Here is a 24,456-nt window from a genome sequence, read left to right on the forward strand (position 1 = left end):
TTAATCGAGGTGTGTTATGCGTGTGCTGTTAGTGGAACATGAATCCGAAGAGGCACAGCGGATGGCCCAGGGCTTGAACGAGGCCAGTTACAGCGTCGAAGTCGCGGCCAATGGCATGGCGGCGTTGCGCCTGGTTGAAAGCACTGAGTACGACCTGGTGATCCTGGATGTGATGCTGCCGGGGCTCAATGCCTGGAAGTTGCAGCAGGCGATTCGGTTGAAGGGTGAGACGCCGATGTTGTTCCTGACCACGCCGGGCGGGATTGAAGACCGCTTGCGTGGGCTGGAACTGCATGAGGATGATTATTTGCTCAAGCCGTTTGAAGACAAAGTGCTGGTGGCGCGGGTGAAAAAACTCTTGCGGCGTGGTCGCTGAGCCACCGCTATCGCAGGCAAGCCAGCTCCCACAGTTGGAATGCATTCCCATGTGGGAGCTGGCTTGCCTGCGATGAGGCCCGACCTAGCGCAACCCATCGCGAAACTGCCCCGGCGTCATGCCCGTCCAGCGCTTGAACGCTCGGCTGAAACTGCTGGTATCGGCAAACCCAAGCAAATAACTGATCTCGGCCAATGAGCAGTGCGGATCGCGCAAGTGCAGCAGTGCCAGGTTCTCGCGGCACTCGTTGAGCAATGCATCAAACCGACAGCCTTCATCCGCCAGATGCCGCTGCAAGCTGCGCAGGCTCAGGTGCAAGGCCTGGGCGATGCGCTCGGCGCTCGGCTCACCCTCGGGCAGTTGTGCCTCGATGGCCGCGCGCACCTTGCGCTCCCAAGTCAGCGGTTGCAGTTGGGCAAGGGTGCGCTTGAGCACGGTTTCATTGTGCTCGGCCAACTCGGGGTTGGCGTCGTCCAGGTGGCTGTCAAAGTCCTGGGCGGAAAATTCAAGACGGTCTTCCTCGGCAGCGAAAAACACCGGTGCGCGAAATACCGTGTGCCAGGGTTTTGGATCCGCCGGTTCCGGCCGCCGCAGGTACACCGCCAACGGCGCGTAGTCACGACCCAGGCGATTACGGCAGGTGCGCACATAGATCGCTGCAAACGCATCAATCGCTTCCGGCGCGGGTGCCGGACTGTCCGCAGGTTGCAGCAGGCGAAAGCGGTAACGTTCGCCATCTCCGCTAAGCTCCAGCGTCAGCGCATCGCTGACCACCTGGTGATACCGCACGATGCGCTCGAACACCTCACGCAAGCTGCCGCTGGCCACCAGTGCATAACCCAGCGCATGAAAGGTGGTCGGGCTCACAAACCGCGACACGCGCAAGCCGATCGCCGGGTCGCCACTGGCCTGCACCGCCAGCGCCCACAGGCGCGTGGTGGCCGACAGCGGGTAACGCGCATTGGGGTCGTCCATCTGTTGCGGGTCGAGCCCGGCCTCGATGCACAGCGCGGCGCTGTCCAGGTTCAGGGCGTCGAGCTGCTTGCGCAGGGCGCGGGTCCAACTGGCGAGGGAGGTGGGTTCAGTCATGGTGATTGGCGCTTGCGGTCAACAGGTTGGCGTCCGGGGCTAGCGTCCTGCCCGATCGCGTGGGGCAGGATGGACGAATCACTTAACAAGAGGATGGGAGCATGGACGGTACTTCTGCAAGTCCCCAACAGATGAACGCGCAACAGCGCTCGGCAAAAATCCGCGAAGTGGTGCTCGCCGAAGGCGTGCGGTTGCGCCAACAGCACCCCTGGCTATTGCATCAGGACGCGTTGGGCGCGGGCATTCTGGCCTTTGCCTTGCTCGGCATGCTCGGCTCGGCGGCGCTCTATATCACCGGCCATATGGCGTGGTGGGCGTGCCTGCTGCTCAATGCCTTCCTCGCTTCGCTGACCCACGAGCTGGAACACGACCTGATCCACAGCATGTATTTTCGCAAGCAACGCGTACCGCACAACCTGATGATGGGCCTGGTGTGGCTGGCGCGGCCGAGCACCATCAACCCGTGGATTCGTCGGCACTTGCACCTTAACCACCACAAGGTGTCCGGCACCGAAACCGATATGGAAGAACGCGCCATCACCAATGGCGAGCCTTGGGGGTTCGCGCGGTTGCTGATGGTGGGCGATAACGTGATGTCGGCGTTTATCCGCATGCTGCGGGCCAAAACCTGGCGTCACAAACTCAAGATCCTCAAACGCTCGCTGCTGGTCTACGCACCGCTGGCGCTGCTGCATTGGGGCGCGTGGTATGTGTTCCTGGGCTTCCATGCCGCCAATGGCATCGCCAGCTTGATGGGTGCGCCAATCCAGTGGTCCGCCGGTACCTTGCAGATGATGCAGGTGATTGATATCGCCGCCGTGGTGATCATCGGCCCTAACGTGCTGCGCACTTTTTGCCTGCATTTTGTCAGCTCCAACATGCACTATTACGGCGATGTGGAACTGGGCAACGTGATCCAGCAAACCCAGGTGCTCAACCCGTGGTGGATGTGGCCGTTGCAGGCGTTCTGCTTCAACTTTGGCAGCACTCACGGCATCCACCATTTTGTAGTGAAGGAGCCGTTCTACATCCGTCAGATGACCGCCAAGGTCGCCCACCAGGTGATGCGCGAGATGGGCGTGCGCTTCAATGATATCGGCACGTTCGCCCGCGCCAATCGGCTGGAGCGCCAGGAACGGACGGACGCCGAATTGGCGTTCAGCAAGCAATAAACGCCAGCGGCAGGTCGCGAATCTGTTCGCGCAGCGGCGGCTGATAGTGGTCGTCGCTGATCAGCTCATGCAGCAGCTCTTCGCGCAGTTGGTGGAACTCGAAGCTGCTGCGCTGGCGCGGATGGGGCAGGGCGATGTCCACCACCTGCTTGATCCGCCCGGGTCGCGGCTCCATCACCACCACGCGGTCAGCGAGGAAAATCGCTTCTTCCACATCGTGGGTCACCAGCACCGTGGTGATTCTGGCGCGGGCGCGAATGGCCAATAGCTCGTCCTGCATCTGCTGACGGGTCAGCGCATCAAGGGCGCCGAACGGCTCGTCGAGCAACAGAATGCGCGGGCTGGCCACCAGACCACGGGCGATAGCCACACGCTGCGCCATGCCGCCGGACAGCTGATGCGGGTAAGCGCGGGTAAAGTCGGTAAGGCCCACCAATTCGATAAAGTCACCGATGCGCCGGTTGCGCTCGGCCTCGCTCAACGGCTCGTTGACCAGGCCCAGGCCGATGTTTTCTGCGACCGTCAGCCAGGGGAACAAACGATGCTCCTGGAACACGATGCCCCGCTCGCCGCCAATGCCCTTTACGGCGTTGCCATCCACCCGGATCTCGCCACGAAACTGCGTGTCCAGCCCCACCAGCAGGCGCAGCAGGGTGGATTTTCCGCAGCCGCTGGAACCCACAATCGCGACGAACTCGCCTTCGGCAATGTCCAGGTTGAATTCGCGAATCGCCTCCAGCTCAAAGCCGTCGACGTCAAAGGTCTTGCCCACATGGTTGAAGCTGACGATTGGTGCGTTCATGCGTGTCTCCAGCGCGTGGCGCGGGTTTCGATGCGTTGGCCGATAAAGTTGAGCGTGGCGCCGGTGAGGCCGACCAGCAGCATGCCGCCCATGATCAGGTCCATGCGCAGCAACTGTTGGGCGCCGATCATCAGGCTGCCGATACCGCCATTGGACGGCATGAAATATTCCGCGCCAATGGTGCCCAACCAGGCATAGATCAGGCTCAGGCGCAGGCCGGCGAAGATCCCCGCCGCCGCGCCCGGCAGTACCAGGCGGCGCAGGCGCTGGAACAGGTTCAGGCGCAGTACTTGCGCGGCTTCGCGCAGCTGTGGCGACAGGTTCAACACGCTGCGTTGGGTCGCGATAAACAGCGGAAAAAACGCCGCCAGGGCGATAAACACCCACTTGGCCAATTCACCCAGGCCGAACCAGGCGGTGAGTAATGGCACCCAGGCGAAAATTGCGATCTGGCGCAGTGCGGCCAGGGTCGGCCCGAGCACTCGCTCGCTGCGTCGCGACAAACCCAGCCACAAGCCCATGGCAAACCCCAGGCTGCCGCCGAGCAGCAAGCCACCCAGCGTGCGGCCGAGGCTTTTGCCCAAGGCGCCGGACAGGCTGCCATCCAGCACACCCGCGCCGGTGGTTTGCAGCACGGCCCATGGGCTGACCAGAATATTGGGGTCCACCCAAGCCTGATCCGTCGTCACCTGCCACAACGCCAACAACAGCAGCGGCAACAACCACGGTTGCAGGCGTTGCCACCCCTCATAACGCGGGCCGCGCCGAATCTGCGCGGTGGCCGGGTGCGGCCAGTGCACCCACTTGCGGTCCAGCCAGCCGATGCCGCGATCCATCACCACGCCCAACACGCCGATGACCACGATGCACACGAAGACGATATCGAGCATGAACAACTGGCGTGCCCAGACCATCAAGTAGCCGATGCCTTCGCTGGACGCCAGCAGCTCCACGGCCAGCAACGAGGTCCAGCCCGCCGCCAGCGCCAGGCGCACACCGGCCATGAAGGCCGGCAATGCAGCGGGCAGGATCAGCCGACGAATCAGCAGATGGGTGGGCAGGCGCAGCACACGGGCGGCTTCACGCAGGTTGGGTTGCGCGTCTCGCACGCCGACCAGTGTGTGCAAGGTAACGGGCACCACAATCGCTTTCACCAGCACCACCAGCTTCAAGGTTTCGCCGATGCCGAAAAACACCATGAACAACGGGATCCAGGCCAGGGTCGGCACTTGCGACAGTGCGCTGAAGGTGGGGAACACCAGGCGTTCGGCGCGGGCGCTGAAACCCAATAGCGCACCCAATAGCGCCCCGGCGCCGATGCCGGCCAGCAGCCCCCAGAACAAACGCTGCAAGCTGATCGCCAGGTTGCTCCATAACTCGCCACCGGCCAGTTCCACGGCGCTGCTCCACACCAGTGAAGGTGCGGGCAAAATTTGTTCGCTCATCCACTGATGACGGCTGGCCAACCACCACAGCCCGAACAGTGCCAGCGGCAACAGCCAGGGCAGCAGACGCTCACCGAGCAAGGGCCAGCGCGGCATGGAGGCTGAAAGAGGCAGGCTCAACTGTGAAGTACGGGCCATGGCGGACCTCCCTCGGTGTTATGTGATTTCGATCTTATAAAAATGGAATCAAGATGATTGTGAGATAAGAAAAATCATTTAAAGCCTCTGCCCGGCACGCATCCAATGCATTCGAAGAATATTTTCGATGCTGTTTATGCATACGCCGCTGGAGCCAGCGTTTCCGCTTGCATAGTCCAAAAAGCTATTAAATTGTGAATTTATAGTATTTAAAGTTTTGCTCGGGCTATGCCTACTTTCTGCTCCCCAGGCGACCGTCGCCCACCAGGAGCTGCGCTTATGAAACTGCCCTTCAAACGTCTGATCAGCCTGTTCGCGGGCACCGCCCTGGCCGGGTTGGTGCACGCTGCCGACCTCAAGGAAATCCGCATCGCCGTGCCTGACCTGAGTGCCGGCAGCCAGCACAGCGGCGGCGGTATAACGGATGTATTGCGCGAGCAGCAGGTCTTCGAAAAAGCCTTTGCCGACCAAGGCATCAAGATTCAGTGGAATTACTTCAAGGGCGCCGGTCCCGTGATCAATGAAGCCTTCGCCAATGGCCAGGTGGACCTGGCCTACCTGGGCGATCTGGCGGCGATCATCGGTCGCTCCAATGGGCTGGACACGCGTTTGCTCAGCGCCACCGCGCGCGACATCAAGCAGTACCTGGGCGTGGTACCAGGCTCGGGGATCAAGACTTTGCAAGATCTCAAGGGCAAGCGCGTGGCGGTGTTCCGTGGTACGGCCAGCCAGTTGTCGTTCGACAGTGCATTGGCCAGCCAGGGCTTGAATGAAAAGGACCTGAAGGTCATCAACCTGGATTTCAACGCAGCGGGCGCGGCGTTGGCCGCCAAGCAGATTGATGCGACCTGGGGCGGTTCGAACCTGACGGCGTTGCAGGCCAAAGGGCTGGCGGAAATACCGCTCACCACCAAGGACCTCGGCGGTGCCGGCAGCGTCCAGGCGGTGCTGGTGGGCAGCAAACAGTTTGTCGACGAACACCCTGATGCGGTAGCCAAGCTGCTCAAGGCCCAGCAGCAAGCGGTGCAGTGGTTGACCACCGACAGCAACAAGCAGGCCTATATCGAACTGGTGTCGGAGCGAGCCAGTTATCCACCGGTAATCCTGACCAACGACTTGAAAGACCAGCAGCTCAGCGAGATTTTCCCGGCGACCCTGGATCCGGTGTTCCTGGGCAAGTTGCAGGACGCGGTGGACTTGGCGTCCAAGGAGCGCTTGATTCGCAAGTCGTTTCAGGTGAGTGACTGGGTGGCGCCGAACCTGGCGGCGGCGGGGCTCTGAGAATTTTGGTGGCTGGGATATTGCTATCGCAGGCAAGCCAGCTCCCACAGGGGCATGCATTCCAACTGTGGGAGCTGGCTTGCGTGCGAAGAGGCCCGTCAAACCGCCACACTCACCTCCTGCCTGTCGACCTCCACCAGCGTCTCAATCATCGCCTTCGCCGCCGGCGATAACCTCGACCCGGTGCGGCTGACAATCCCGCACCGCGCACTCATGGTTTCCATGTTCTGCGGCAGGTTGCGCCAGTGCAGCAGCACCAGCGAACCCTGTGCGATGTCCTCGGCAAAGGCTTCCTCGGTGCCCACGCCGATGGCATTCGATTGCAGCACGATTTTCACCAGCGCCGGGAAGTGTTCAGTCTGAATGCTGGGTGAAAAATCCATGCGCCCGCTCAGGTTTGCCAGCAGTTTGCGAATGCCCTGGGAGATCAGCGGCGAGGCCAGCGGGTAGTCGAACATGTCGTTGGTCGACAGGCTGTCCTTGGCCAGCAACGGGTGCCCAGGGCGGCAGAAAAACACGCCGCGCTTGGGCGTCAATGCGCGGGTCTGGAAATTCGGGTCGGCCTCGAACTGGCGGATGTCGGCGATAAAAAATTCGATCTCTTCGCGGCTCAAGGCGCGGCTGAGTTTTTCCCAGTTATCCACCTGGAAACTGGTGCGGATTTTCGGGTGCGCGCCGATAAAACGCGCCACTGCGTCCGGCACCAGTTTTACCGCTGGCGCCGGGCCACAACCAAAGCGCAGGTCGCCGGCGTCGAGCTTGGTCATGCGCGTGACTTCACTGCTCAGCAGTGCGGCGCCGTGCACCAGAGTCAAGGCATGTTGCAGCACCACCTGGCCCTCTGGCGTGGGGCGCAAGTCCTTGTGGCCACGGTCGACCAGCACGCAGCCGAACTCCTGTTCGAGCCCCTGGATGCTGCGGCTGAACGCCGGTTGGGTGATGCCCATGGCGTCGGCTGCACGCACGAAACTGCGGTGTTCGTTGAGGGCGATGAAGTACCGAAGTTGGCGAAGATCCATATGCTTTCCCGGCATTTTAAAAATAGGTCGAAGGCATTTGCGACCGTGGGAGCTGAGGTTTTAAATGCAAGCTCTTATTCCGTCAACGAAGCAATGATTCATTTGCTAGATCTAAATTGCATATGAATAGAGCGTTGCAGGAAAGCATCCCACCATCAGCAGGCACATGAGGGTCATCACAATGAGCAACGCCACATTAGCTGTTCAACCCGTCGCCCAGGCGCTCGACATCCACCCTGTGGCCGGCCGCATCGGCGCCGAGATCCGTGGCATCAAACTCTCCGGCGACCTGGATGCCGCCACCGTCGAGTCCATCCAGCAAGCGCTGGTGCAGTACAAAGTGATCTTCTTCCGCGAGCAAACCCACCTCGATGACCAGAGCCAGGAAGCCTTCGCGCACCTGCTCGGCGCGCCGATCGCACACCCGACGGTGCCGGTGCGCGACGGCACGCGCTTCCTGTTGGAACTGGACGGTGCCCGTGGCCAGCGCGCCAATTCCTGGCACACCGACGTGACCTTCGTCGATGCCTACCCGAAAGCCTCGATTCTGCGTTCGGTGCTGGCGCCAAAGTCCGGTGGCGACACGGTGTGGGCCAACACGGCCGCCGCCTACAACGACCTCAGCGCCGACCTGCGCGCACTCGCCGACAACCTGTGGGCCGTGCACAGCAACGAGTACGACTACGCCGGGCGCAAGCCGGATGTGTCGCTGGAAAAGCTTGAGGAATACCGCAAAATCTTTACTTCCACCGTGTATGAAACCGAGCATCCAGTGGTGCGTGTACACCCGGTCAGCGGCGAAAAAACCTTGCTGCTGGGCCACTTCGTCAAACGCCTCAAAGGCTATTCACAGACCGAATCGGCGCAGCTGTTCAACCTGCTGCAAGGCCACGTTACCCGCCTGGAAAACACCGTGCGCTGGCGCTGGAACACCGGCGACGTGGCGATCTGGGACAACCGCGCGACTCAGCATTACGCGGTGGACGATTACGGCACCCAGGAACGCATCGTGCGCCGGGTCACGCTCAAGGGCGATGTGCCGGTGAGTGTGCAAGGGCAGCGCAGCCAGACCACAAAGGGATTATGAGCTAAGTCGCAGATCAAAAATGTGGGAGCGGGCTTGCTCGCGAATGCGGTGGATCAGTCAGTATATTTGTAACTGACAGACCGCATTCGCGAGCAAGCCCGCTCCCACATGGGTTTTGTGGTGTTTACCAGACGCCGATTTTCACCACCTTTTCCGCCTCAGGCTCACCGTACCGGAACCACTGGCCACGCGAATCAACCTCCGCATGGCTGATGGTGGTGCGCCGCTTCAACCCGCGCAGCCACTCCAACAGATAACCCAAGTGCGTGTCGCGCACCGCCGCATACGCCGGATCTTCGCCCAAATCGTGCACTTCCTGCGGGTCATTTTCCAGGTCAAACAGCTGTGGACGAAAGCCGTCATAGGCCAGGTATTTCCAACGCTCACTGCGCACCATGGTCATGCGGCAGCGGTCGATAGGCTGCGCCAGCCGCTCTCGGGCGGGAGCCTGGAAGGCATAGTCATATTCAGCGATGGCGTAGTTGCGCCAGGTGATGGGGTCGCCGTGCAGCAGCGGGATCAGTGAGCGGCCTTCCAGGCGATGGTCTGCGGCGGGCAAGCCCAGGGCATCGAGGAACGTTGGCAGGGCGTCGATGGTTTCCACCAGGCGCTCGTCCACCGTGCCACGGCTGATATCGGCACTGGCACGCGGGTCGCGCACGATCAGCGGAATGCCCACCGCAGGCTCCAGCAGAAACTCCTTTTCGCCCAGGAAGTGGTCGCCGAGGAAGTCGCCATGGTCGCTGGTGAACACGATCAGCGTGTCGTCCCAGCGGCCGTTGCTTTGCAGAACATCGAACAGCCGCCCGAGTTGATCATCGACTTGTTTGATCAGGCCCATGTAGGTTGGAATCACCGTGAGCCGCACTTCATCACGGGAAAAATTCACGCTCTCCTGATGCTGACGGAAAGCCTGGTAGACCGGATGATCGCTGGTGTGCGCAGGCTGAATCGGCACCTGGATATGCGCGGCGCCATACAGCGCGTGATACGGCGCCGGCGCAATGTAGGGCCAGTGCGGCTTGATGTACGACAGGTGCAAGCACCACGGTTGCTCGCCTTGTTCAGCGATAAAGTCGATGGCGCGGTCGGTGGTGTAGACGGTCTCCGAATGCTGCTCGGCTACGCGTGCAGGTAGCCCGGCGTTGCGCATGTGCCAGCCGCTGAGTACCTCACCGTTTTCACCGGCGGCGGCGTTGGCCCATTCATGCCATGGGTTGGTGCCGTCGTAGCCGTGCTCGCGCAGGTACTGGGTGTAGGGCGCGGACTCGCGTTTTTCCGCGAACAGCGGGCTGTCGGGGTAGATGCCGTCATGGCGCAAATACGCATCGAAGCCCACCTCATTGAAGGGCTCGGCCTGCGGGCTTTCAGGGTTGATATTCAGGCGCTGCAAAGCCTCCAGGTTCGGCGTGGCGTGGGTCTTGCCCACCAGCGCGGTGCGGATGCCATGGGGGCGCAGGTAGTCGCCGATGGTCAGCTCTTCCAAGGGCAGCGGCACCGCGTTCCAGGCCACCTGATGGCTGCTGACATAGCGCCCGGTGTACGCCGACATCCGCGACGGCCCGCAAATGGTGCCCTGGGTGTAGGCGCGGCTGAAACGCACGCCGGCGGCGGCGAGGCGGTCGATATTCGGCGTGTGCAAATGCGCGTGGCCGTAGCACGACAGATAATCGCGGCGCAGTTGATCGCACATGATGTACAGCACGTTGCGCACGGGTTGGGAGTTGGACATGAGGCTTCACCGGACTGAGGACAGGTGAAGGTTTTCGCTGTTCGGGTGGTGGGCTGGCAAGTGCATTTGAGGACTGGGTTTTATGCAGGGAATGCATGGGTGTTGCTAACGGCGCTATCGCAGGCAAGCCAGCTCCCACAGTTGAAATGCGTTCCCCTGTGGGAGCTGGCTTGCCTGCGATAACGCCCGCTCAGACGGCGACATTCTCCAGCGCGCACACGTCCTCATCCAGCTCATCGATCTGCTTGATCTGCTCAATCATCGCCTCCGCCAGCGGCGATAACCGATACCCCGCACGGCTGACAATCCCATAGCGCGTATAGCGTTCCTCCAGATCCTCCGCCAGCCCATCAATCTTCAAACACACCAACTCACCCCGCGCCATATGCAGCACATCGCTGTTGGCACTGACGATGCCGATCGCATCCGAGCGCAACACCACACCCATCAGGCTGTAGCCGTTTTCACACTCCACATTGGGCAGGTAATCCGGCCGGCCGCTGAGGTCGACGATGACCTTGCGCAGGTTCGGCGGGCGAATCGTCACCGCCAGCGGGTAGCTCATCAGCTCGGCGGCGCTGACGCTTTCGCGCTCGGCCAGCGGGTGCCCGGTGCGGCAGCAGAAGTACCAGCGCCGCGCGCGCAGGCGGTGGGTGTGGTAGTCCGGGTTGGCTTCGAAGTGGCGGGTGTCGGCGACGAAAAATTCGAACTCTTCGCTGAGCAGGCGCTTGCTCAAACTTTGCCAGTCATCCACCTGGAACTGCACGCGGGCCTTGGGGTAGCGCCCGATAAAACTGCCGATGGCACGCGGGATCAACCCGGCAGCGGGCGCCGGGCCGCAGCCGAAGCGCAGTTCACCGGCTTCCAGGCCATTGAACTGGCTGATCTCGTTGGCCAGTTGCTGCGCGCCGCTGACCAGGCGCCGTGCATGTTCGAGCAGCACCTGGCCTTGCTTGGTCGGCGCCAGGTCCTTGCGGCCACGGTCTACCAGTTGGCAACCGGCACTGTGTTCCAGCGCCTGGATGCTGCGACTGAACGCCGACTGCGACAGGTTCACGGCCAATGCCGCCGCGACAAAACTGCGTTGTTCGGCAAGGGCAATGAAGTGGCGAAGTTGGCGTAAGTCGATATGCATTTTTCACATCAAAAATATCCGGGAAATGCATTGGCTATGCATTAGGTCGACTCCTTATAAAGGCTATCTCTTATGCAGTAAATGTTCGATAAAACATAAATAAATAACTTTTGGGAATATCTATTGATGGATATTTCCGGGTTTCGGAGCCGCTTATGAGTCTGTTGAAGTCCTTGCCCCTGGCCATGCTGGTGGCCGGCAGCACCAGTTGGTCGCCGACCCAGGCCGCCGAAACGCCTGCGCCTGCCGGCAAGGGTGAAAACGCCAGCGGCCAGCTTGAGACCGTCACTGTGACCGCCCGGCGGCGCACCGAAAGCGCCCAGGAAGTGCCGACGCCCATGAGCGTCATCGGCGGCCAGGCGCTGGAGAGCCAGCGGGTCTACCGCATTCAGGATTTGCAGCAACTGGTGCCCAGCGTCAACGTCGCCTACATGCATGCGCGCCAGTCCAGCGTGTCGATTCGCGGGTTGGGCAACAACCCGGCCAGCGACGGCCTGGAAGGCAGCGTGGGGCTGTATATCGACAACGTTTATCTCGGGCGGCCGGGCATGGCGGTGTTCGACTTGATGGACATCGAGCAGCTTGAAGTCTTGCGTGGTCCGCAAGGCACCTTGTTCGGCAAGAACACCACGGCGGGCGTGATCAATATCAGTACGCGCGCGCCGAGTTTCACTCCGGAGCGCAGCATTGAAACCTCGTTGGGCGAGGACGGTTATTTCCAGACCAAGGGCACGATTTCCGGCCCGCTCACCGACGAGTTGGCGGGGCGTTTTTCCGCCTATCGCACACGCAGCGATGGCGACATCAAAAACGAATACAACGGCCATGACCTTAACGGCGGCTCACGCCAGGGCTTTCGCGGGCAGTTGCTGTACAAGCCCAGCGACACTTTCAACCTGCGCTGGATCGGCGACTACAACGAAGAAGACTCCAGCGCCGGCACCCGCGTGCTGTACAGCACGGGGCCGACCATCAATGGCACCAACCTCTATCAATCCCGCGCCGCAGCGGCGGGCGCGACCCTGGTGGATGGCACCCATCGCAAGGTCAACCTGGACAACGACCAGCATGTCACCGTGTTCCAGGGCGGCACTTCATTGGAAGCCAACTGGACGCTGCCGAGTGACTTCACCCTGACCTCGGTCAGCTCCTATCGCTGGTGGAATTTCACCCCGCGCAATGACGACGGCCTCAATGTGCCGGCGTCGTATAACGCCGGTGTGTCGGTGGAAGATAAGCAGTGGTCCCAGGAATTCCGCCTGGCCTCGCCCACCGGCGGTTTCTTCGACTATGTGCTGGGCGCCTACTACTTCGGCAACTCGTTGGATAACAAATCCTTCGCCTATTACGGGCCCAAGGCGGATATCTGGAATGGCACGCCGACCGGCGCGCTGAATGATGTGAGCACCGTCGGCAACGGGCATATCCGCACCGACAGTTTTGCCCTGTTCGCCCAAGGCACCTGGCACCTCACCGAGCGCCTGGATTTTACCGCCGGTGTGCGCGGCACTTACGAAGAAAAAAGCGCCTGGGTGAGCCGCAATGCGCCCGTGGGTGGCGCTGCGGTCACCGGCGCCGCTGCCACGGCGCGGCGTGGGCGCACCGGCGCGTATGACTCCGGCGATCTCAACCAGTACAGCGCCACGCCGTCGGGGCTGCTCAACCTGAGCTACCACTTCAACGACAACCTGCTTGGCTACGCCACGTTGTCCCATGGCGAGAAGTCCGGCGGGGTGAATTTGGTGGTGGGCTCTGCCCCGACGGCCGGGGCCGATTCGCTGCTGGTCGGCACCGAGCGCGCCAACAACGCCGAGCTGGGGTTTAAAAGCACGCTGTGGGACCGCCGTCTGCAACTTAATGCCAACCTGTTCTGGACTCAGGTCAACGGCTACCAGACCAACGCCTACGACCAGGACAACCGCGTGCAATACCTGACCAACGCCGGCTCCGTGCGCTCGCGCGGCGTGGAAGTGGAAAGCACGCTGGTGCCGATCCGGGGCCTGACGTTGAATATCAATGGCTCGTTCAACGATGTGAGTTACCTGTCTTACAAAGATGCGCCGTGCCCACCGGAAGTCAGCCTGCGCCCGGGTGCGCCGGCCTCCTGCGACTTGAGCGGTCACCAAGTGGTCGGCGCGTCCAAGTGGATCGCCAACGCCAACGGCGAGTACAAGTGGAACCTGGATAACGGCTTCGAACCTTACGTGACCGCCAGCTATGCATTCCGCTCCAAAGCGGTGGGCACAGTCGAGGATTCCGACTATGGGCAGATTCCGGCCTACGCGGTGGTCAACCTCTCTACCGGCCTGCGCGGCAACTACCAGCAAGGGCAGTGGGATGTGTCGTTGTGGCTGAAAAACGCCTTCGACAAAACCTACTACACCACCCTGTGGACGGGCGGCAACGGCGGCTACGAAGGCTTGCTGGGCACGCCGCGCACCCTAGGCGTGACGGGCCGCTACGACTTCTGAGTCGGTGCGGTAGGTGGCCGGGCTAAACACCCGCGTCACCACCAGCATCGCCAGCACCGTGACCGTCAGCACCACCCAGGCGCTGACGAAGTTGCCGGTGAGTTCGCGCAGCCAGCCGGTCAGCCAGGGCGAAACCGCGTTGATCAAAAAGCCCACGCCCTGCACAAAGGCCGCCAGTTGCCCGGCCTGACGTGGATCGCGGTGGTGGTCGAGGGTCAGCAGCAGGCTCAGGGCGAAACACGCGCCCAGGCCAAAACCGCACAAGGCTACCCACAGGTGCGGGTACTCCAGCGGTGCGAGGATCAGGCCGAGGTAGCCGACAGTCTGCGCCAACAGGCTGATGCCGAGCAGCGGACGACGGTCGATACCGCGCTGAGCCAGCACCGGCATCAACAGCGCAGCGATCACCTGGAAGATGGTCATGAACGCCAGCAACGAACCGCTGGGCAACACGCCCCAGCCGAGTTGCTGATAGTAGGCCGGCAGCCACGCCACCATGCTCATGTAGCCGCAATTCACCAGCCCGAAATACAACGCCAGCAGCCAGGCCCGACGATTGCGCAGCCCCTTGAAGGCAGGCGCGATTTGCTGGTTTCTCGCCGCGCCCAACGGCAGCCAGGCCCACAGCAGCAACGCCCCCAAGGCAGGTAACAGCCAAACGCCAAGCCCCGCCTGCCATTGCTGAAAATGCGTAGCCACCACTGGGCTGAGCAACGCCGCCAGGCCACCGCCCGCCATCAACGAGGCCGAATACACACCCATCGCCACCGGCACGCGGTGATGAAATTGGCGCTTGATCATCGCCGGCACCAACGCCTGGATCAGCGCCACACCGGCACCGCCCAGCAACGCGGTAACCAGCAGCGCCGACGCCTGGCCCATCAACCAGCGCGCCAGGCACGCCAGCAGAATCATCATCAAGCCAAGGGCAATGCCGCGCCGCTCGCCCAGGCGCGCTTCCACGCGCACACCGACCAGCGCCACCAGGCCCATGCACACCACCGGCAGGCTGGTGAGCAGGGCGCTGCTTTGGAAACTCAGGCCGGTGGCCTGGCGGATCTCGCCGAGCAACGGGCTGATGGAGCTGAGGATGGGGCGCAGGTTCAGGCCCAGTACGACCAAAAGGCCCCAGCCGGCGAGTTTTCCCGCGAATGAATGGTTGAGCGTCATGCACGGCCTGTCGTCTGCGCAAAAGAGGCGTGAAGTATGGCCAGCCGCCAGAGTATTCTGAAATTAAATATAACCATGCCAATCAGTGGCAAACGTAATGGTGACAAGCATGTTCGATCCCGTGTTATTGCGCAGTTTTGTCGCCGTGGTGGATTGCGGCAATTTCACCCGCGCCGCCGAGCGCCTGCACTTGACCCAATCCACCGTCAGCCAGCAGATCCGCCGCCTGGAAGACACGGTGGCGTGCCAGTTGCTCGACCGTGACCAGCGCCGCGTGGTGGCCACGGCCGAGGGCGAGCGTTTGCTGGCGTACGCGCGGCGCATCCTCGCGCTGCATGAAGAGGCCGCCGATGTCTTGATCAACCAGCAAAGCGACGGCGTATTGCGCCTGGGTGTGCCGGAAGACTTTGCCGCCGAACGCCTGATGCCGTTGCTGTCGGCTTTTGTGGTGGCCTATCCGCGGGTGCGTCTTGAGGTGACCAGCGGCCTGGGCCCCGAGTTGCAGCGCCAATACCGTGCCGGCGAGTTCGACGTGTTGCTGGTCAAGCAGATGGGCGACAGCGACGACTGCGTGGCCTCGTGGCCGGAACCCCTGTGCTGGGTCGACAGCCGCGACATGCCGTCGCTGGGGCGCGACCCGCTGCCCCTGGTGGCGTTTCCGGTAGGCGGTTTGTACCGCAATGAAATGCTCCACCACCTGGAAGTCGGCGGCTGGCGTTGGCGTATCGGCTATTCCAGCGCCAGTTTGGCCAGTGTGTGTTCGGCGGTGGCGGCGGGGCTGGGCATCAGCTTGTTGCCACGGCGGGTGGTGCAGCCTGGGCATGTGGTGCTCGGCGATGACAGTGGTTTGCCGATGGTGCAGGGCGTGCGCCTAGCGCTGTATGGCCGCAGTGGGTTGGGCGCGGCAGGGCAGACTTTGCAGCAGCAATTGTTCGCTCTATGCGCCAACAACCCATCTTGACGCTTTCGACGAGTGTTTTTTTGTGGCGAGCCCGCTCGCCACAATCCATGCGTTTACTGAATATTTTTTATGCCTTTAAAGCATTCAAAAACAACCCCTTCGCCACAGGCCACGGCAGCCGTGGCTTTGGCGTTTCAGGATGTTTCGTTTATTCAATTTAGATCTATGTATAACTTTAAAGATTACTTTAAGAGATAAGCGTCTAGCCCCGATGATTCAGCCCTCGACGGCCGCTTTGGCAGGCCTGTCGGTTTTTTTGTGTGAAAACCGTAGGGAGTGAATCAATGGGCAATGTCCAGACCGCCGCCAGTGCACCCGAGGCGCAGTGGCGCCAGGCACCGGGTGGTGAGTTGGTCGACCTTGGCCGGCCGCACCGCGCGCCGTTGGGGCAATTGCGTTTGCAGAAAACCCCTAAGCGTTTTTCGAGCCGTCGCGAAGGGATTCTGCTCGGGTTGCTGGTGCTGGCCCTGCACGGTGCGGTGATCTATTGGGTGAGCCAGAAGCCCACGCCGGTGCTGCCGATTGTGCCGCCGGAAATCCCGCCGATGACCATCGAATTTTCCCAGCCCGCGCCGCCGGTGGTGGAGCCGCCTCCGCCTGTGCCGCCACCACCGCCGCCACCTGTGGTCGAGCCACCGCCGCCGGTTGTCGATGAGTTGGCCGCCAAGCCTGCACCGCCAAAACCTGTTCCAAAACCCAAACCAAAGCCGGTCCCGAAACCAGAACCCAAGCCTGTGCCGAAAGCGGTCGAGCAACCGCCCGCGCCACCGACACCCGCGCCTCCAGCGCCTGCAGCGCCACCGACACCGTCACCTGCACCGGTGACACCGGCTTCGGCCAACGCTGCGTACTTGAAGAACCCGGCGCCGGAGTACCCGTCACTGGCCCAGCGCCGTGGCTGGGAAGGCACGGTGTTGTTGCGCGTGCATGTGTTGGCCAGCGGCAAGCCGGGCGAGGTCCAGATCCAGAAAAGCAGCGGTCGCCAGCAACTCGACGACGCCGCACTGACCGCCGTGAAGCGTTGGAGCTTCGTGCCGGCCAAGCAGGGCGATGTGGCCCAGGACGGCTGGGTCAGCGTTCCGATCGATTTCAAGATTCACTAACTATTCGGCAGCGGTGTGTTGGACACGCCGCCACCTGCACAGAGGGAAAACATCATGGCATTAGCATCTCCACTTGAATCCATCGAAAGCGCGGTGATCTGGCTGCTGGTGGTCTTTTCGGTCGCCACCTGGGGCCTGGCGTTATTGAAGGGCGTGCAGTTCGGACGCCTCAAGGCCCAGGATCGAAAATTCCACAAACAGTTCTGGGCGGCGTCGAGCCTCGATGCCGCCGCTGAATTGGCCGAAACCCAGCCCGGCGCCGCTGCCCGTGTGGCCCAGGCCGGTTATGCCGCGATCCAGGTCGGTGATGCACCGCACGCGGCAGACTTGAGCCAGGCCATCAATCACCAGGACCGCCTTGAACGCGCCTTGCGCCAGCAGATCGTGCGTGAGCGCCGCTCTTTGGAAACCGGCTTGGCCGTGGTCGCCAGTATCGGCAGCACCTCGCCGTTTATCGGCCTGTTCGGCACCGTGTGGGGCATCATGGAAGCCCTCAAGGGCATCAGCGCTGCCGGCTCGGCCAGCCTGGAAACCGTGGCCGGCCCGATTGGTGCGGCCCTGGTCGCCACCGGTGTGGGTATCGCCGTCGCCGTGCCGGCGGTGCTGGTCTACAACTACTTCCTGCGTCGCCTGAAGCTCACGGCGGCGGACCTGGATGACTTCGCCCACGATTTCTACAGCCTGGCGCAGAAGAATTCCTTCCGTGTGCTGCTGCACCCGACCCTGACCAAAAGCGCGGCCGGCACCGCGCAAAAAGTGAAGGAGGCGTCCTGAGATGGCCTTCTCCACGCAAGACAGTGATGAGGTGCTGAGCGAGATCAACGTCACGCCGCTGGTGGACGTGATGCTGGTGCTGCTGGTGGTGTTTATCGTCACCGCGCCGTTGTTGACCAACTCGATCCCGATCAACCTGCCCAAGACCCAGGCTGTAGCCCCGGTGGAGCAGAAAGACCCGCTGGTGGTCAGCATCGACGGTGCCGGCAAATTGTTTATCAACAAGGACGAAATCCAGCCCGACCTGTTGGAATTCAACCTGCAGGCGGCCAAGGCCAAGGACCCGGAAGTGCGGGTGCAACTGCAGGCCGATGATGGTGTGAATTACGGCGAAGTGGCGCGAGCCATGGCGTCTATCGAGCGCGCGGGCATCACCAAGCTGTCGGTGATTACGGCACGTTAAGTTTCAAAAGCCTCGACAATTTTTTGGCCGTCTCCTTGGCAGGGTGCGGCCTTTTTTTTACCTGGTATTTACCTGATTTCCACTGTGCAACCCGGTCCATGTGGGAGCTGGCTTGCCTGCGATAGCGGTCTCTCAGTTACAGATGTATCGACTGACCCACCGCTATCGCAGGCAAGCCAGCTCCCACATTTTTAAGTATCCGTGTGATTGATATTTTGGTTATTAATAAATAGCTTCTTATTCCTTAACGAATATAACCCTCGTCCCTATACTGACCAGCAACGTTAAACGCTGCAGGAGGGCACACCCATGCACAGCGAGTCGATTCGTTATCTGATCGTGCCGGGCTGGCAAGGATCGCCAGAAGATCATTGGCAAAGTCATTGGCAGAACAGCCTGCCCAACAGTGCGCGCGTGGAGCAGGCCGACTGGCTTACCCCGCGTCGCGAAGACTGGGTGGCGGCACTGGCGGAGGCCATCGCCGCCGACAGCACACCGGTGATTCTCATTGCCCACAGCCTGGGTTGCATCACGGTCGCCCACTGGGCGGCCACCGCGCCGGTGCATTTTCTACGGCAGGTGCGCGGCGCCTTGCTGGTGGCGCCGGCCGATGTCGAACGCCCAGCCTGTGCCCCCGCCCTGCGCAACTTTGCACCGATTCCCACGCACCTGTTGCCGTTTCCCAGCCAAGTGGTCAGCTCCGACAATGACAGCGCCGTCAGCGCCACCCGCGCCTTGGAGCTGGCCCGCAACTGGGGCGCCGAGGCCGGCATTTTGTCCGGTGCCGGGCATATCAATGTGAAGTCCGGCCACCAACGCTGGGAACAGGGTTTCGCTTACCTCTATCGCCTGCAAAACCGCCTTGAGCATCACGCCCGGCGCCGTGCATAAATTTTTTTCAACGCCCCGTCCCTGAGCGGATTTGGGGCGGGAGCCTGCCATGAGTCATGACACCTTTGGCCAGCCGTTGCTGACCTTTCCCGATGCTGAAAAAAGCCCGCTGAGCATCCGCGCCAAGGCGCTGGTGTTTGTCGACCCGCGTTCACGCCAGCTGCGTGAAGAGCTGGAAAGCCTCGCGCCGCGTGCATTGCCGGTGTTGATTCGCGGCGAGACCGGCAGTGGTAAAGAGCTGCTCGCGCGGCATATTCACCGGGGCAGCGACCGCACGGGTTTGTTTGTGTCGGTCAATTGCGGCGCCATCAGCCCTACCTACGCGGATGCCGAATTGTTCGGCTATGCCGCCGGCAGCCACAGCGGCGCAGCCAGCAGCCGCGCCGGCTGGTTTGGTTCGGCCAATGGCGGCACCCTGTACCTGGACGAGATCGGCGACTTGCCGCTGCCGATCCAGGTGAAACTGCTCGCCGCCCTGGAAAACCACGAAGTCACCCGTGTCGGCGCTCATCAGCCGAGCCCGGTGGATGTTCGGCTGGTTGCGGCCACCAGCATCGACCTGGCCCAGGCTGTGGCTGCCGGCAAGTTTCATGAACGCCTGTTCCATTACCTGAGCGAGGGCCAATTGGACCTGCCAGCCCTGCGTGAGCGGGTAGGCGACATTTTGTCCCTGGCGGAATATTTCCTTGGCATCTACAGCCAGCGCCTGGACCTGCCGGTGCCGCTGATCAGTGATGCCGCCCAGCGTGTGCTGGAGCATCACAGCTGGCCGGGCAATACCCGCGAGCTGGAAAACGTTATTCACTTTGCGCTGTTGGTAAGCAGTGGCGATGAGATTTTGCCCGAGCATTTGAACCTGCCCGCCGCCGGTTCGCCGTTGGAACAACTGCGGCGGATCTTCGCGAGTGCCAGCGCCGCCGAACAGCAAACCTTGCTCAGCTTTCTAAATGAACAGCCGCAACATGAACAAAATGGAATATCAACGTGAATAAAAGATATTGTTCGGGAATAAAAAATATAGGTATTGTCCCTCTCATGCCGCGATAGCACTTCGCTGGCACACCATAAAAACGGTCGTCAGAGACGCCCCGGAATTTCGATAAGGACACTGCATGAAAAAGGTTCTGTTGTTTACCGCACTGGCGGCTGCCCTGACTGCAAGCTTCGCCCAGGCCAACGAGAAACTGGTGGTAGCGGCTACCCCGATCCCGCACGCGGAGATCCTTGAGCTGGTCAAGCCGACCCTGGCTAAAGAAGGCGTGGACCTGGAAATCAAAGTCTTCACTGACTACGTGCAGCCGAACACCCAGGTTGCCGAGAAGCGTCTGGACGCCAACTACTTCCAGACCCTGCCGTACCTGGAAAACTTCAACAAGGGCAAGGGCACCAACCTCGTCACCGTGATTGGTGTGCACGTTGAGCCCATCGGCGGTTACTCGAAAAAGATCAAGAATATTTCTGAGCTCAAAGATGGCGCCACCGTGGCCATCCCGAACGAAGGCTCCAACGCCGGCCGTGCCCTGTTGCTGCTGCAAAAGAATGGTCTGATTACGCTCAAAGACCCGACCAATGCACTGGCTACGCCGAAAGACATCGCCAGCAACCCGAAAAACCTGAAATTCAAAGAGCTGGAATCGGCGCTGTTGCCACGCGTACTGGACCAGGTTGACCTGGACGTGATCAACACCAACTACGCTCTGGAAGCCGGCCTGAACCCGGCCAAGGACGCGCTGATCATCGAAGACGCCAAGTCGCCGTACGTGAACTTCCTGGTTGCCCGCCCGGACAACAAGGACAGCGACGCGATCCAGAAACTGGCCAAAGCCCTGACCAGCCCGCAAGTCAAAGCCTTCATCGAGAAGAAGTACAACGGCGCGGTAGTGCCTGCGTTCTGATGTAAATAAAACCCCCTTCAAGGTTTGAACGCCGACGGCTACTGCAGCGTCGGCGTTTTTTTATGCCTGATGCACAATCAAACCCTGTGGGAGCTGGCTTGCCTGCGATAGCGGTCTGTCAGTGACAAATAAGTTAGCTGACCCACCGCCATCGCAGGCAAGCCAGCTCCCACATTTGGAGCGGCAGTGGCTCAGAGCTCGCGGCTATTGATCGCCCGACGCAACGCCACCAGCCACTTCACCAACTCCTGCGGATCAATCGGTTTCGCTTCGTTCATCGGTCATTCCCTCGAAACACAGACCCAGCAACCATAGCCGTCACCCACCCAACCCGCGAATCCGGCGGTTATCTTTTTGGGTGATATCAATATGCTATTTCGGTATTTAAATTTTACTTTTTATGCCTTTAAAGTTCGCGCTACCCGACGTTACCCTCGTCGGAACGGACAGCGCCCGCCGCATTACCCCTGCGGCGTCATGGACTCAAGATGACCTTCGATTTTGCTTTTATCCTCAGCACCTTGCCGGCGTTTCTAAAAGCCGTGGGGGTCACACTGCAAGTGGGCTTGATCGCCATTGCCACCTCGTTGCTGGTGGCGGTGATCAACGCGGCGCTGCTGGTATTTCGCACGCCCTACCTGTCACGCCTGGTGGCGCTGTATGTGGAGCTGGCGCGTAACACGCCGCTGCTGATCCAGCTGTTCTTCGTGTACTTCGCACTGCCGGCCCTGGGTTTCAATATCTCCGGGTTCTGGGCGGCGATCATCACCATGACCTTCCTCGGCGGCGCCTACCTCACCGAAGTGCTGCGCGCCGGCGTGGAAGCGGTGCCGCTGGCGCAGATCGAGTCGGGTAAATCCATCGGCCTGTCCGACTGGCAACTGCTGCGCCATGTGATCCTGCCCCAGGCCGGCATCCTCAGCCTGCCGGCGCTGTTCGCCAATTTCATCTTTTTGCTCAAAGAGACCACCGTGGTGTCCGCCGTGGCGGTGCCGGAGATTCTCTACACCACCAAGAGCTACATCGCGCTCTACTACAAGACCTACGAAATGCTCGCCGTGTTGACGCTGATTTGCGTGCTGCTGTTCTTGCCGCTGTCGCTGTTGCTCAGCCGCCTGGAAAGGAGGCTCCAGCATGGCCAGTTCGGGTCTTGAGTTGTTGTGGGTGTCGTTGCCGCAACTGGGCAAGGGCGCGGCGCAAACCCTGTCGATTTCTTTTTTGAGCATCGCCTTCAGCACCGTCGGCGGCGTGTTGTATGGCGTGTTGCGCACCTTGAATAACAAGGTGATCAACGCGGTGCTGCGGGTGTACCTGGAGCTGTTTCGCGCGATCCCGGTGCTGGTGTGGTTGTACCTGCTGTTTTTCGGGCTGCCGATTTTCTTTGGCCTGAGCATTCCAAGCTTCTGGTGCGCGGTGCTGGTGCTGTCGCTATGGGGCGCCAGCGAAGTCGGCGAGGTGGTGCGTGGCGCGCTGCATTCGCTGCCACGAGGCCAGCGCGAGGCGGGGCTGTCGATTGGTTTATCCGACCCGCAACTGTACGGCTACGTATTGCTACCCCAGGCGCTGAAACGCATGACGCCGCCGACCATCAACGTCTACACGCGGATCATCAAGACCAGCTCCCTGGCGGTGCTGATCGGCGTGGTGGATGTGATCAAGGTCGGCCAGCAAATCATCGAGCGCACCTACGAGTCAGTGCTGATCTACGGCGTGCTGTTTCTGTTTTTCTTCTTTATCTGCTATCCGTTGTCGGCCGCCTCCAAGGTGCTGGAACGGCGCTGGGGCCAGGCATGAGCGCATTGATCGAGTTCCAGGGTTTCAACAAGTTTTTCGGCGAGGCGCAGGTGCTCAAGGGCATCGATCTGAGCGTGCAAAGCGGCGAAGTGGTGGTGATCCTCGGCCCCAGCGGCTGCGGCAAAAGCACTTTGCTGCGCTGCCTCAATGGGCTGGAAGTCGCCCACAGCGGCAGCCTGCGGTTTGCCGGCAAGGAGTTGCTGGACAAAAACACCGACTGGCGCCAGGTGCGCCAGGACGTAGGCATGGTGTTCCAGAGCTACCACCTGTTCCCGCACATGAGCGTGCTCGACAACATCCTGCTCGGCCCGCTGAAAGTGCAAAAACGCGACCCGCGTGAAGCCCGTGAGCAAGCAGAGAAACTGCTGGCGCGCGTGGGGCTCGCCGACAAGCGCGATGCCTTCCCGCGCCAGCTGTCCGGCGGCCAGCAGCAACGCATCGCCATCGTCCGTTCGTTGTGCATGAACCCTCAAGTCATGCTGTTTGATGAAGTCACCGCCGCCCTCGACCCGGAGATGGTCAAGGAAGTGCTGGAAGTGATCCAGGGCCTGGCCCGCGATGGCATGACCCTGTTGATCGTCACCCACGAAATGGCCTTCGCCCGCGCCGTCGCTGACCGCGTGGTCTTCATGGAGGCCGGTCGCATCCTCGAACACAACACCCCCGAGGCATTCTTTACGAACCCGCAAACCGCACGTGCGCAGCAGTTCCTCGAGAAGTTCTCCTTTGTTTCAACACTGCCCAAGAAAACCAAGGAATTGGAGCTGATATGAAAAAACTACTGCTGCCACTGTTTGCCGTCGCCTTACTGGCCGGCTGCGATAAAAAGGCCGAAGAGCCTGCAAAACCCGTCGCTGCTGCCAGCTACATCGACAAGATCAAAGCGCGGGACAAGCTGATTGTCGGCGTGTTTACCGACAAACCCCCGTTCGGTTTCGTCAACGAAGCGGGCCGCTATGTGGGGTTTGATACCGACATCGGCCGCCAATTCGCCAAGGACCTGCTGGGCGATGAAAACAAGGTTGAGTTCGTAGCTGTCGAGCCGGCCAGCCGTATTCCGTTCCTGCAAAGCGACAAGGTCGACCTGATCCTCGCCAACATGACCGTGACGCCGGAGCGCAAGGAAGCGGTGGACTTTACCAACCCGAACTTGAAGGTCGCTGTGCAGGCGCTGGTGCCAAATGACAGCGCGGTGAAAAGCCTGGATGACCTGGCGGCCCGCACCACCATCGTCACTACCGGCACCACCGCCGATATCTGGCTGACCAAGAACCACCCGGACTGGAAGCTGCTCAAGTTCGAGAAAAACTCCGAGTCACTGCAAGCCCTGTCGGCCGGGCGTGGCGATGCCTACGCGCAAGACAACCTGGTGCTGTTCAGCTGGGCCAAGCAAAACCCTGGCTACCGCGTGCTGGAAGAGAAACTCGGCGATGAAGCGCCGATTGCACCGGCGGTGAAGAAGGGCAATATCGAATTGCGTGACTGGGTGAATGCGGAGCTGGCGAAGTTGGGCGAGGAGAAGTTTTTGCTCAAGCTGTATGACCAGTATGTGCGTAAAGAGCTGAGCGATGACACCAAGCCTGAGAGTGTGATTGTTGAAGGCGGTAAGTGGCAGGGCTGATTATGTGCTGACTGTTCTACCGCTATCGCAGGCAAGCCAGCTCCCACCTTTGCGTGTGTTCGCACATCAAAATGTGGGAGCGGGCTTGCTCGCGAAG

General features: G+C 61.1%; 23 protein-coding genes. 16 read left to right on the top strand and 7 right to left on the bottom strand.

Annotated features, from left to right (window positions below; translation table 11 throughout):
• Window positions 1–16: 16 nt before the first annotated feature.
• Window positions 17–376 carry a response regulator gene (locus tag PSH96_RS01065; protein ID WP_305457010.1) on the top strand — a complete coding sequence of 120 codons (360 nt, stop codon included), beginning with the start codon at window positions 17–19 and terminating at the stop codon, window positions 374–376.
• A gap of 84 nt (window positions 377–460) precedes the next feature.
• On the opposite strand, the gene PSH96_RS01070 is transcribed toward PSH96_RS01065, so the two are convergent.
• The gene (locus PSH96_RS01070) at window positions 461–1,465 is read right to left on the bottom strand and encodes an AraC family transcriptional regulator (protein WP_058422574.1); all 1,005 of its coding nucleotides are present in this window, start codon (window positions 1,463–1,465) and stop codon (window positions 461–463) included.
• Window positions 1,466–1,566: 101 nt separating this feature from the next.
• Here PSH96_RS01070 and PSH96_RS01075 point away from each other — a divergent pair, with 101 nt between their 5' ends.
• Entirely contained in the window at window positions 1,567–2,637 is a 1,071-nt protein-coding gene (locus PSH96_RS01075; RefSeq protein WP_305457011.1) for a fatty acid desaturase, read from the top strand.
• Here the strand turns inward: PSH96_RS01075 and PSH96_RS01080 are convergent.
• The gene (locus PSH96_RS01080; protein WP_305457013.1) at window positions 2,624–3,439 is read right to left on the bottom strand and encodes an ABC transporter ATP-binding protein; all 816 of its coding nucleotides are present in this window, start codon (window positions 3,437–3,439) and stop codon (window positions 2,624–2,626) included. The genes PSH96_RS01075 and PSH96_RS01080 overlap by 14 nt on opposite strands.
• Window positions 3,436–5,022, bottom strand: coding sequence for an ABC transporter permease (locus PSH96_RS01085; RefSeq protein ID WP_305457015.1), 1,587 nt, complete (start codon window positions 5,020–5,022; stop codon window positions 3,436–3,438). Before PSH96_RS01085 ends, PSH96_RS01080 begins: the two co-directional genes overlap by 4 nt.
• A 279-nt stretch (window positions 5,023–5,301) precedes the next feature.
• Between PSH96_RS01085 and PSH96_RS01090 the strand changes: the two genes are divergently transcribed.
• Window positions 5,302–6,303, top strand: coding sequence for an ABC transporter substrate-binding protein (locus PSH96_RS01090; protein WP_305457016.1), 1,002 nt, complete (start codon window positions 5,302–5,304; stop codon window positions 6,301–6,303).
• Window positions 6,304–6,401: 98 nt separating this feature from the next.
• On the opposite strand, the gene PSH96_RS01095 is transcribed toward PSH96_RS01090, so the two are convergent.
• On the bottom strand, window positions 6,402–7,322 hold the full coding sequence (locus tag PSH96_RS01095) for a LysR family transcriptional regulator (RefSeq protein ID WP_017136706.1): 921 nt from the start codon (window positions 7,320–7,322) through the stop codon (window positions 6,402–6,404).
• A gap of 181 nt (window positions 7,323–7,503) precedes the next feature.
• On the opposite strand from PSH96_RS01095, the gene PSH96_RS01100 reads away from it, so the two are divergent.
• Window positions 7,504–8,409, top strand: coding sequence for a TauD/TfdA family dioxygenase (locus PSH96_RS01100; protein ID WP_305457017.1), 906 nt, complete (start codon window positions 7,504–7,506; stop codon window positions 8,407–8,409).
• 124 nt (window positions 8,410–8,533) lie between these two features.
• On the opposite strand, the gene PSH96_RS01105 is transcribed toward PSH96_RS01100, so the two are convergent.
• Together PSH96_RS01105 and PSH96_RS01110 are read right to left on the bottom strand one after the other, a co-directional pair.
• A complete protein-coding gene (locus PSH96_RS01105) occupies window positions 8,534–10,141 on the bottom strand; it encodes an alkaline phosphatase family protein (RefSeq protein WP_305457018.1) in 1,608 nt (535 codons plus the stop codon).
• A gap of 190 nt (window positions 10,142–10,331) precedes the next feature.
• Window positions 10,332–11,276, bottom strand: coding sequence for a LysR family transcriptional regulator (locus PSH96_RS01110; protein WP_305457019.1), 945 nt, complete (start codon window positions 11,274–11,276; stop codon window positions 10,332–10,334).
• A gap of 155 nt (window positions 11,277–11,431) precedes the next feature.
• On the opposite strand from PSH96_RS01110, the gene PSH96_RS01115 reads away from it, so the two are divergent.
• A complete protein-coding gene (locus PSH96_RS01115) occupies window positions 11,432–13,747 on the top strand; it encodes a TonB-dependent receptor (protein ID WP_305457020.1) in 2,316 nt (771 codons plus the stop codon).
• On the opposite strand, the gene PSH96_RS01120 is transcribed toward PSH96_RS01115, so the two are convergent.
• Window positions 13,718–14,917 carry a CynX/NimT family MFS transporter gene (locus PSH96_RS01120; protein WP_305457021.1) on the bottom strand — a complete coding sequence of 400 codons (1,200 nt, stop codon included), beginning with the start codon at window positions 14,915–14,917 and terminating at the stop codon, window positions 13,718–13,720. The two genes, PSH96_RS01115 and PSH96_RS01120, sit on opposite strands and share 30 nt — an antisense overlap.
• Window positions 14,918–15,026: 109 nt before the next feature.
• Here PSH96_RS01120 and PSH96_RS01125 point away from each other — a divergent pair, with 109 nt between their 5' ends.
• From PSH96_RS01125 to PSH96_RS01175, 11 genes are all read left to right on the top strand, one after another.
• Window positions 15,027–15,878 carry a LysR family transcriptional regulator gene (locus tag PSH96_RS01125; RefSeq protein WP_305457022.1) on the top strand — a complete coding sequence of 284 codons (852 nt, stop codon included), beginning with the start codon at window positions 15,027–15,029 and terminating at the stop codon, window positions 15,876–15,878.
• A gap of 284 nt (window positions 15,879–16,162) precedes the next feature.
• Window positions 16,163–16,981: an energy transducer TonB gene (locus PSH96_RS01130; RefSeq protein ID WP_305457023.1), complete on the top strand. Its 819-nt coding sequence runs from the start codon at window positions 16,163–16,165 to the stop codon at window positions 16,979–16,981.
• Between the two features lie 51 nt (window positions 16,982–17,032).
• Window positions 17,033–17,755 carry a MotA/TolQ/ExbB proton channel family protein gene (locus PSH96_RS01135; protein WP_305459957.1) on the top strand — a complete coding sequence of 241 codons (723 nt, stop codon included), beginning with the start codon at window positions 17,033–17,035 and terminating at the stop codon, window positions 17,753–17,755.
• Between the two features lies 1 nt (window position 17,756).
• Window positions 17,757–18,158, top strand: a complete 402-nt coding sequence (locus PSH96_RS01140; protein WP_017136714.1) for a biopolymer transporter ExbD — start codon at window positions 17,757–17,759, stop codon at window positions 18,156–18,158.
• Window positions 18,159–18,467: 309 nt separating this feature from the next.
• Complete coding sequence (locus tag PSH96_RS01145; RefSeq protein WP_058422586.1) at window positions 18,468–19,049, top strand: alpha/beta hydrolase; 582 nt, start codon at window positions 18,468–18,470, stop codon at window positions 19,047–19,049.
• 49 nt (window positions 19,050–19,098) lie between these two features.
• On the top strand, window positions 19,099–20,037 hold the full coding sequence (locus PSH96_RS01150) for a sigma 54-interacting transcriptional regulator (protein WP_069786395.1): 939 nt from the start codon (window positions 19,099–19,101) through the stop codon (window positions 20,035–20,037).
• A gap of 124 nt (window positions 20,038–20,161) precedes the next feature.
• Window positions 20,162–20,944, top strand: coding sequence for a MetQ/NlpA family ABC transporter substrate-binding protein (locus PSH96_RS01155; RefSeq protein ID WP_017135750.1), 783 nt, complete (start codon window positions 20,162–20,164; stop codon window positions 20,942–20,944).
• Window positions 20,945–21,432: 488 nt separating this feature from the next.
• Window positions 21,433–22,098, top strand: a complete 666-nt coding sequence (locus PSH96_RS01160) for an amino acid ABC transporter permease (RefSeq protein ID WP_058422589.1) — start codon at window positions 21,433–21,435, stop codon at window positions 22,096–22,098.
• Window positions 22,079–22,738, top strand: coding sequence for an amino acid ABC transporter permease (locus tag PSH96_RS01165; RefSeq protein WP_065930871.1), 660 nt, complete (start codon window positions 22,079–22,081; stop codon window positions 22,736–22,738). Before PSH96_RS01160 ends, PSH96_RS01165 begins: the two co-directional genes overlap by 20 nt.
• Entirely contained in the window at window positions 22,735–23,511 is a 777-nt protein-coding gene (locus PSH96_RS01170; protein WP_056858161.1) for an amino acid ABC transporter ATP-binding protein, read from the top strand. The genes PSH96_RS01165 and PSH96_RS01170 overlap by 4 nt, the downstream gene beginning before the upstream one ends.
• Window positions 23,508–24,359: a transporter substrate-binding domain-containing protein gene (locus PSH96_RS01175; RefSeq protein WP_305457024.1), complete on the top strand. Its 852-nt coding sequence runs from the start codon at window positions 23,508–23,510 to the stop codon at window positions 24,357–24,359. Before PSH96_RS01170 ends, PSH96_RS01175 begins: the two co-directional genes overlap by 4 nt.
• The last annotated feature ends 97 nt before the right edge of the window (window positions 24,360–24,456 follow it).

Origin of the sequence: Pseudomonas sp. FP2338 (assembly GCF_030687515.1) — a bacterium.
Lineage (GTDB): Bacteria > Pseudomonadota > Gammaproteobacteria > Pseudomonadales > Pseudomonadaceae > Aquipseudomonas > Aquipseudomonas salomonii.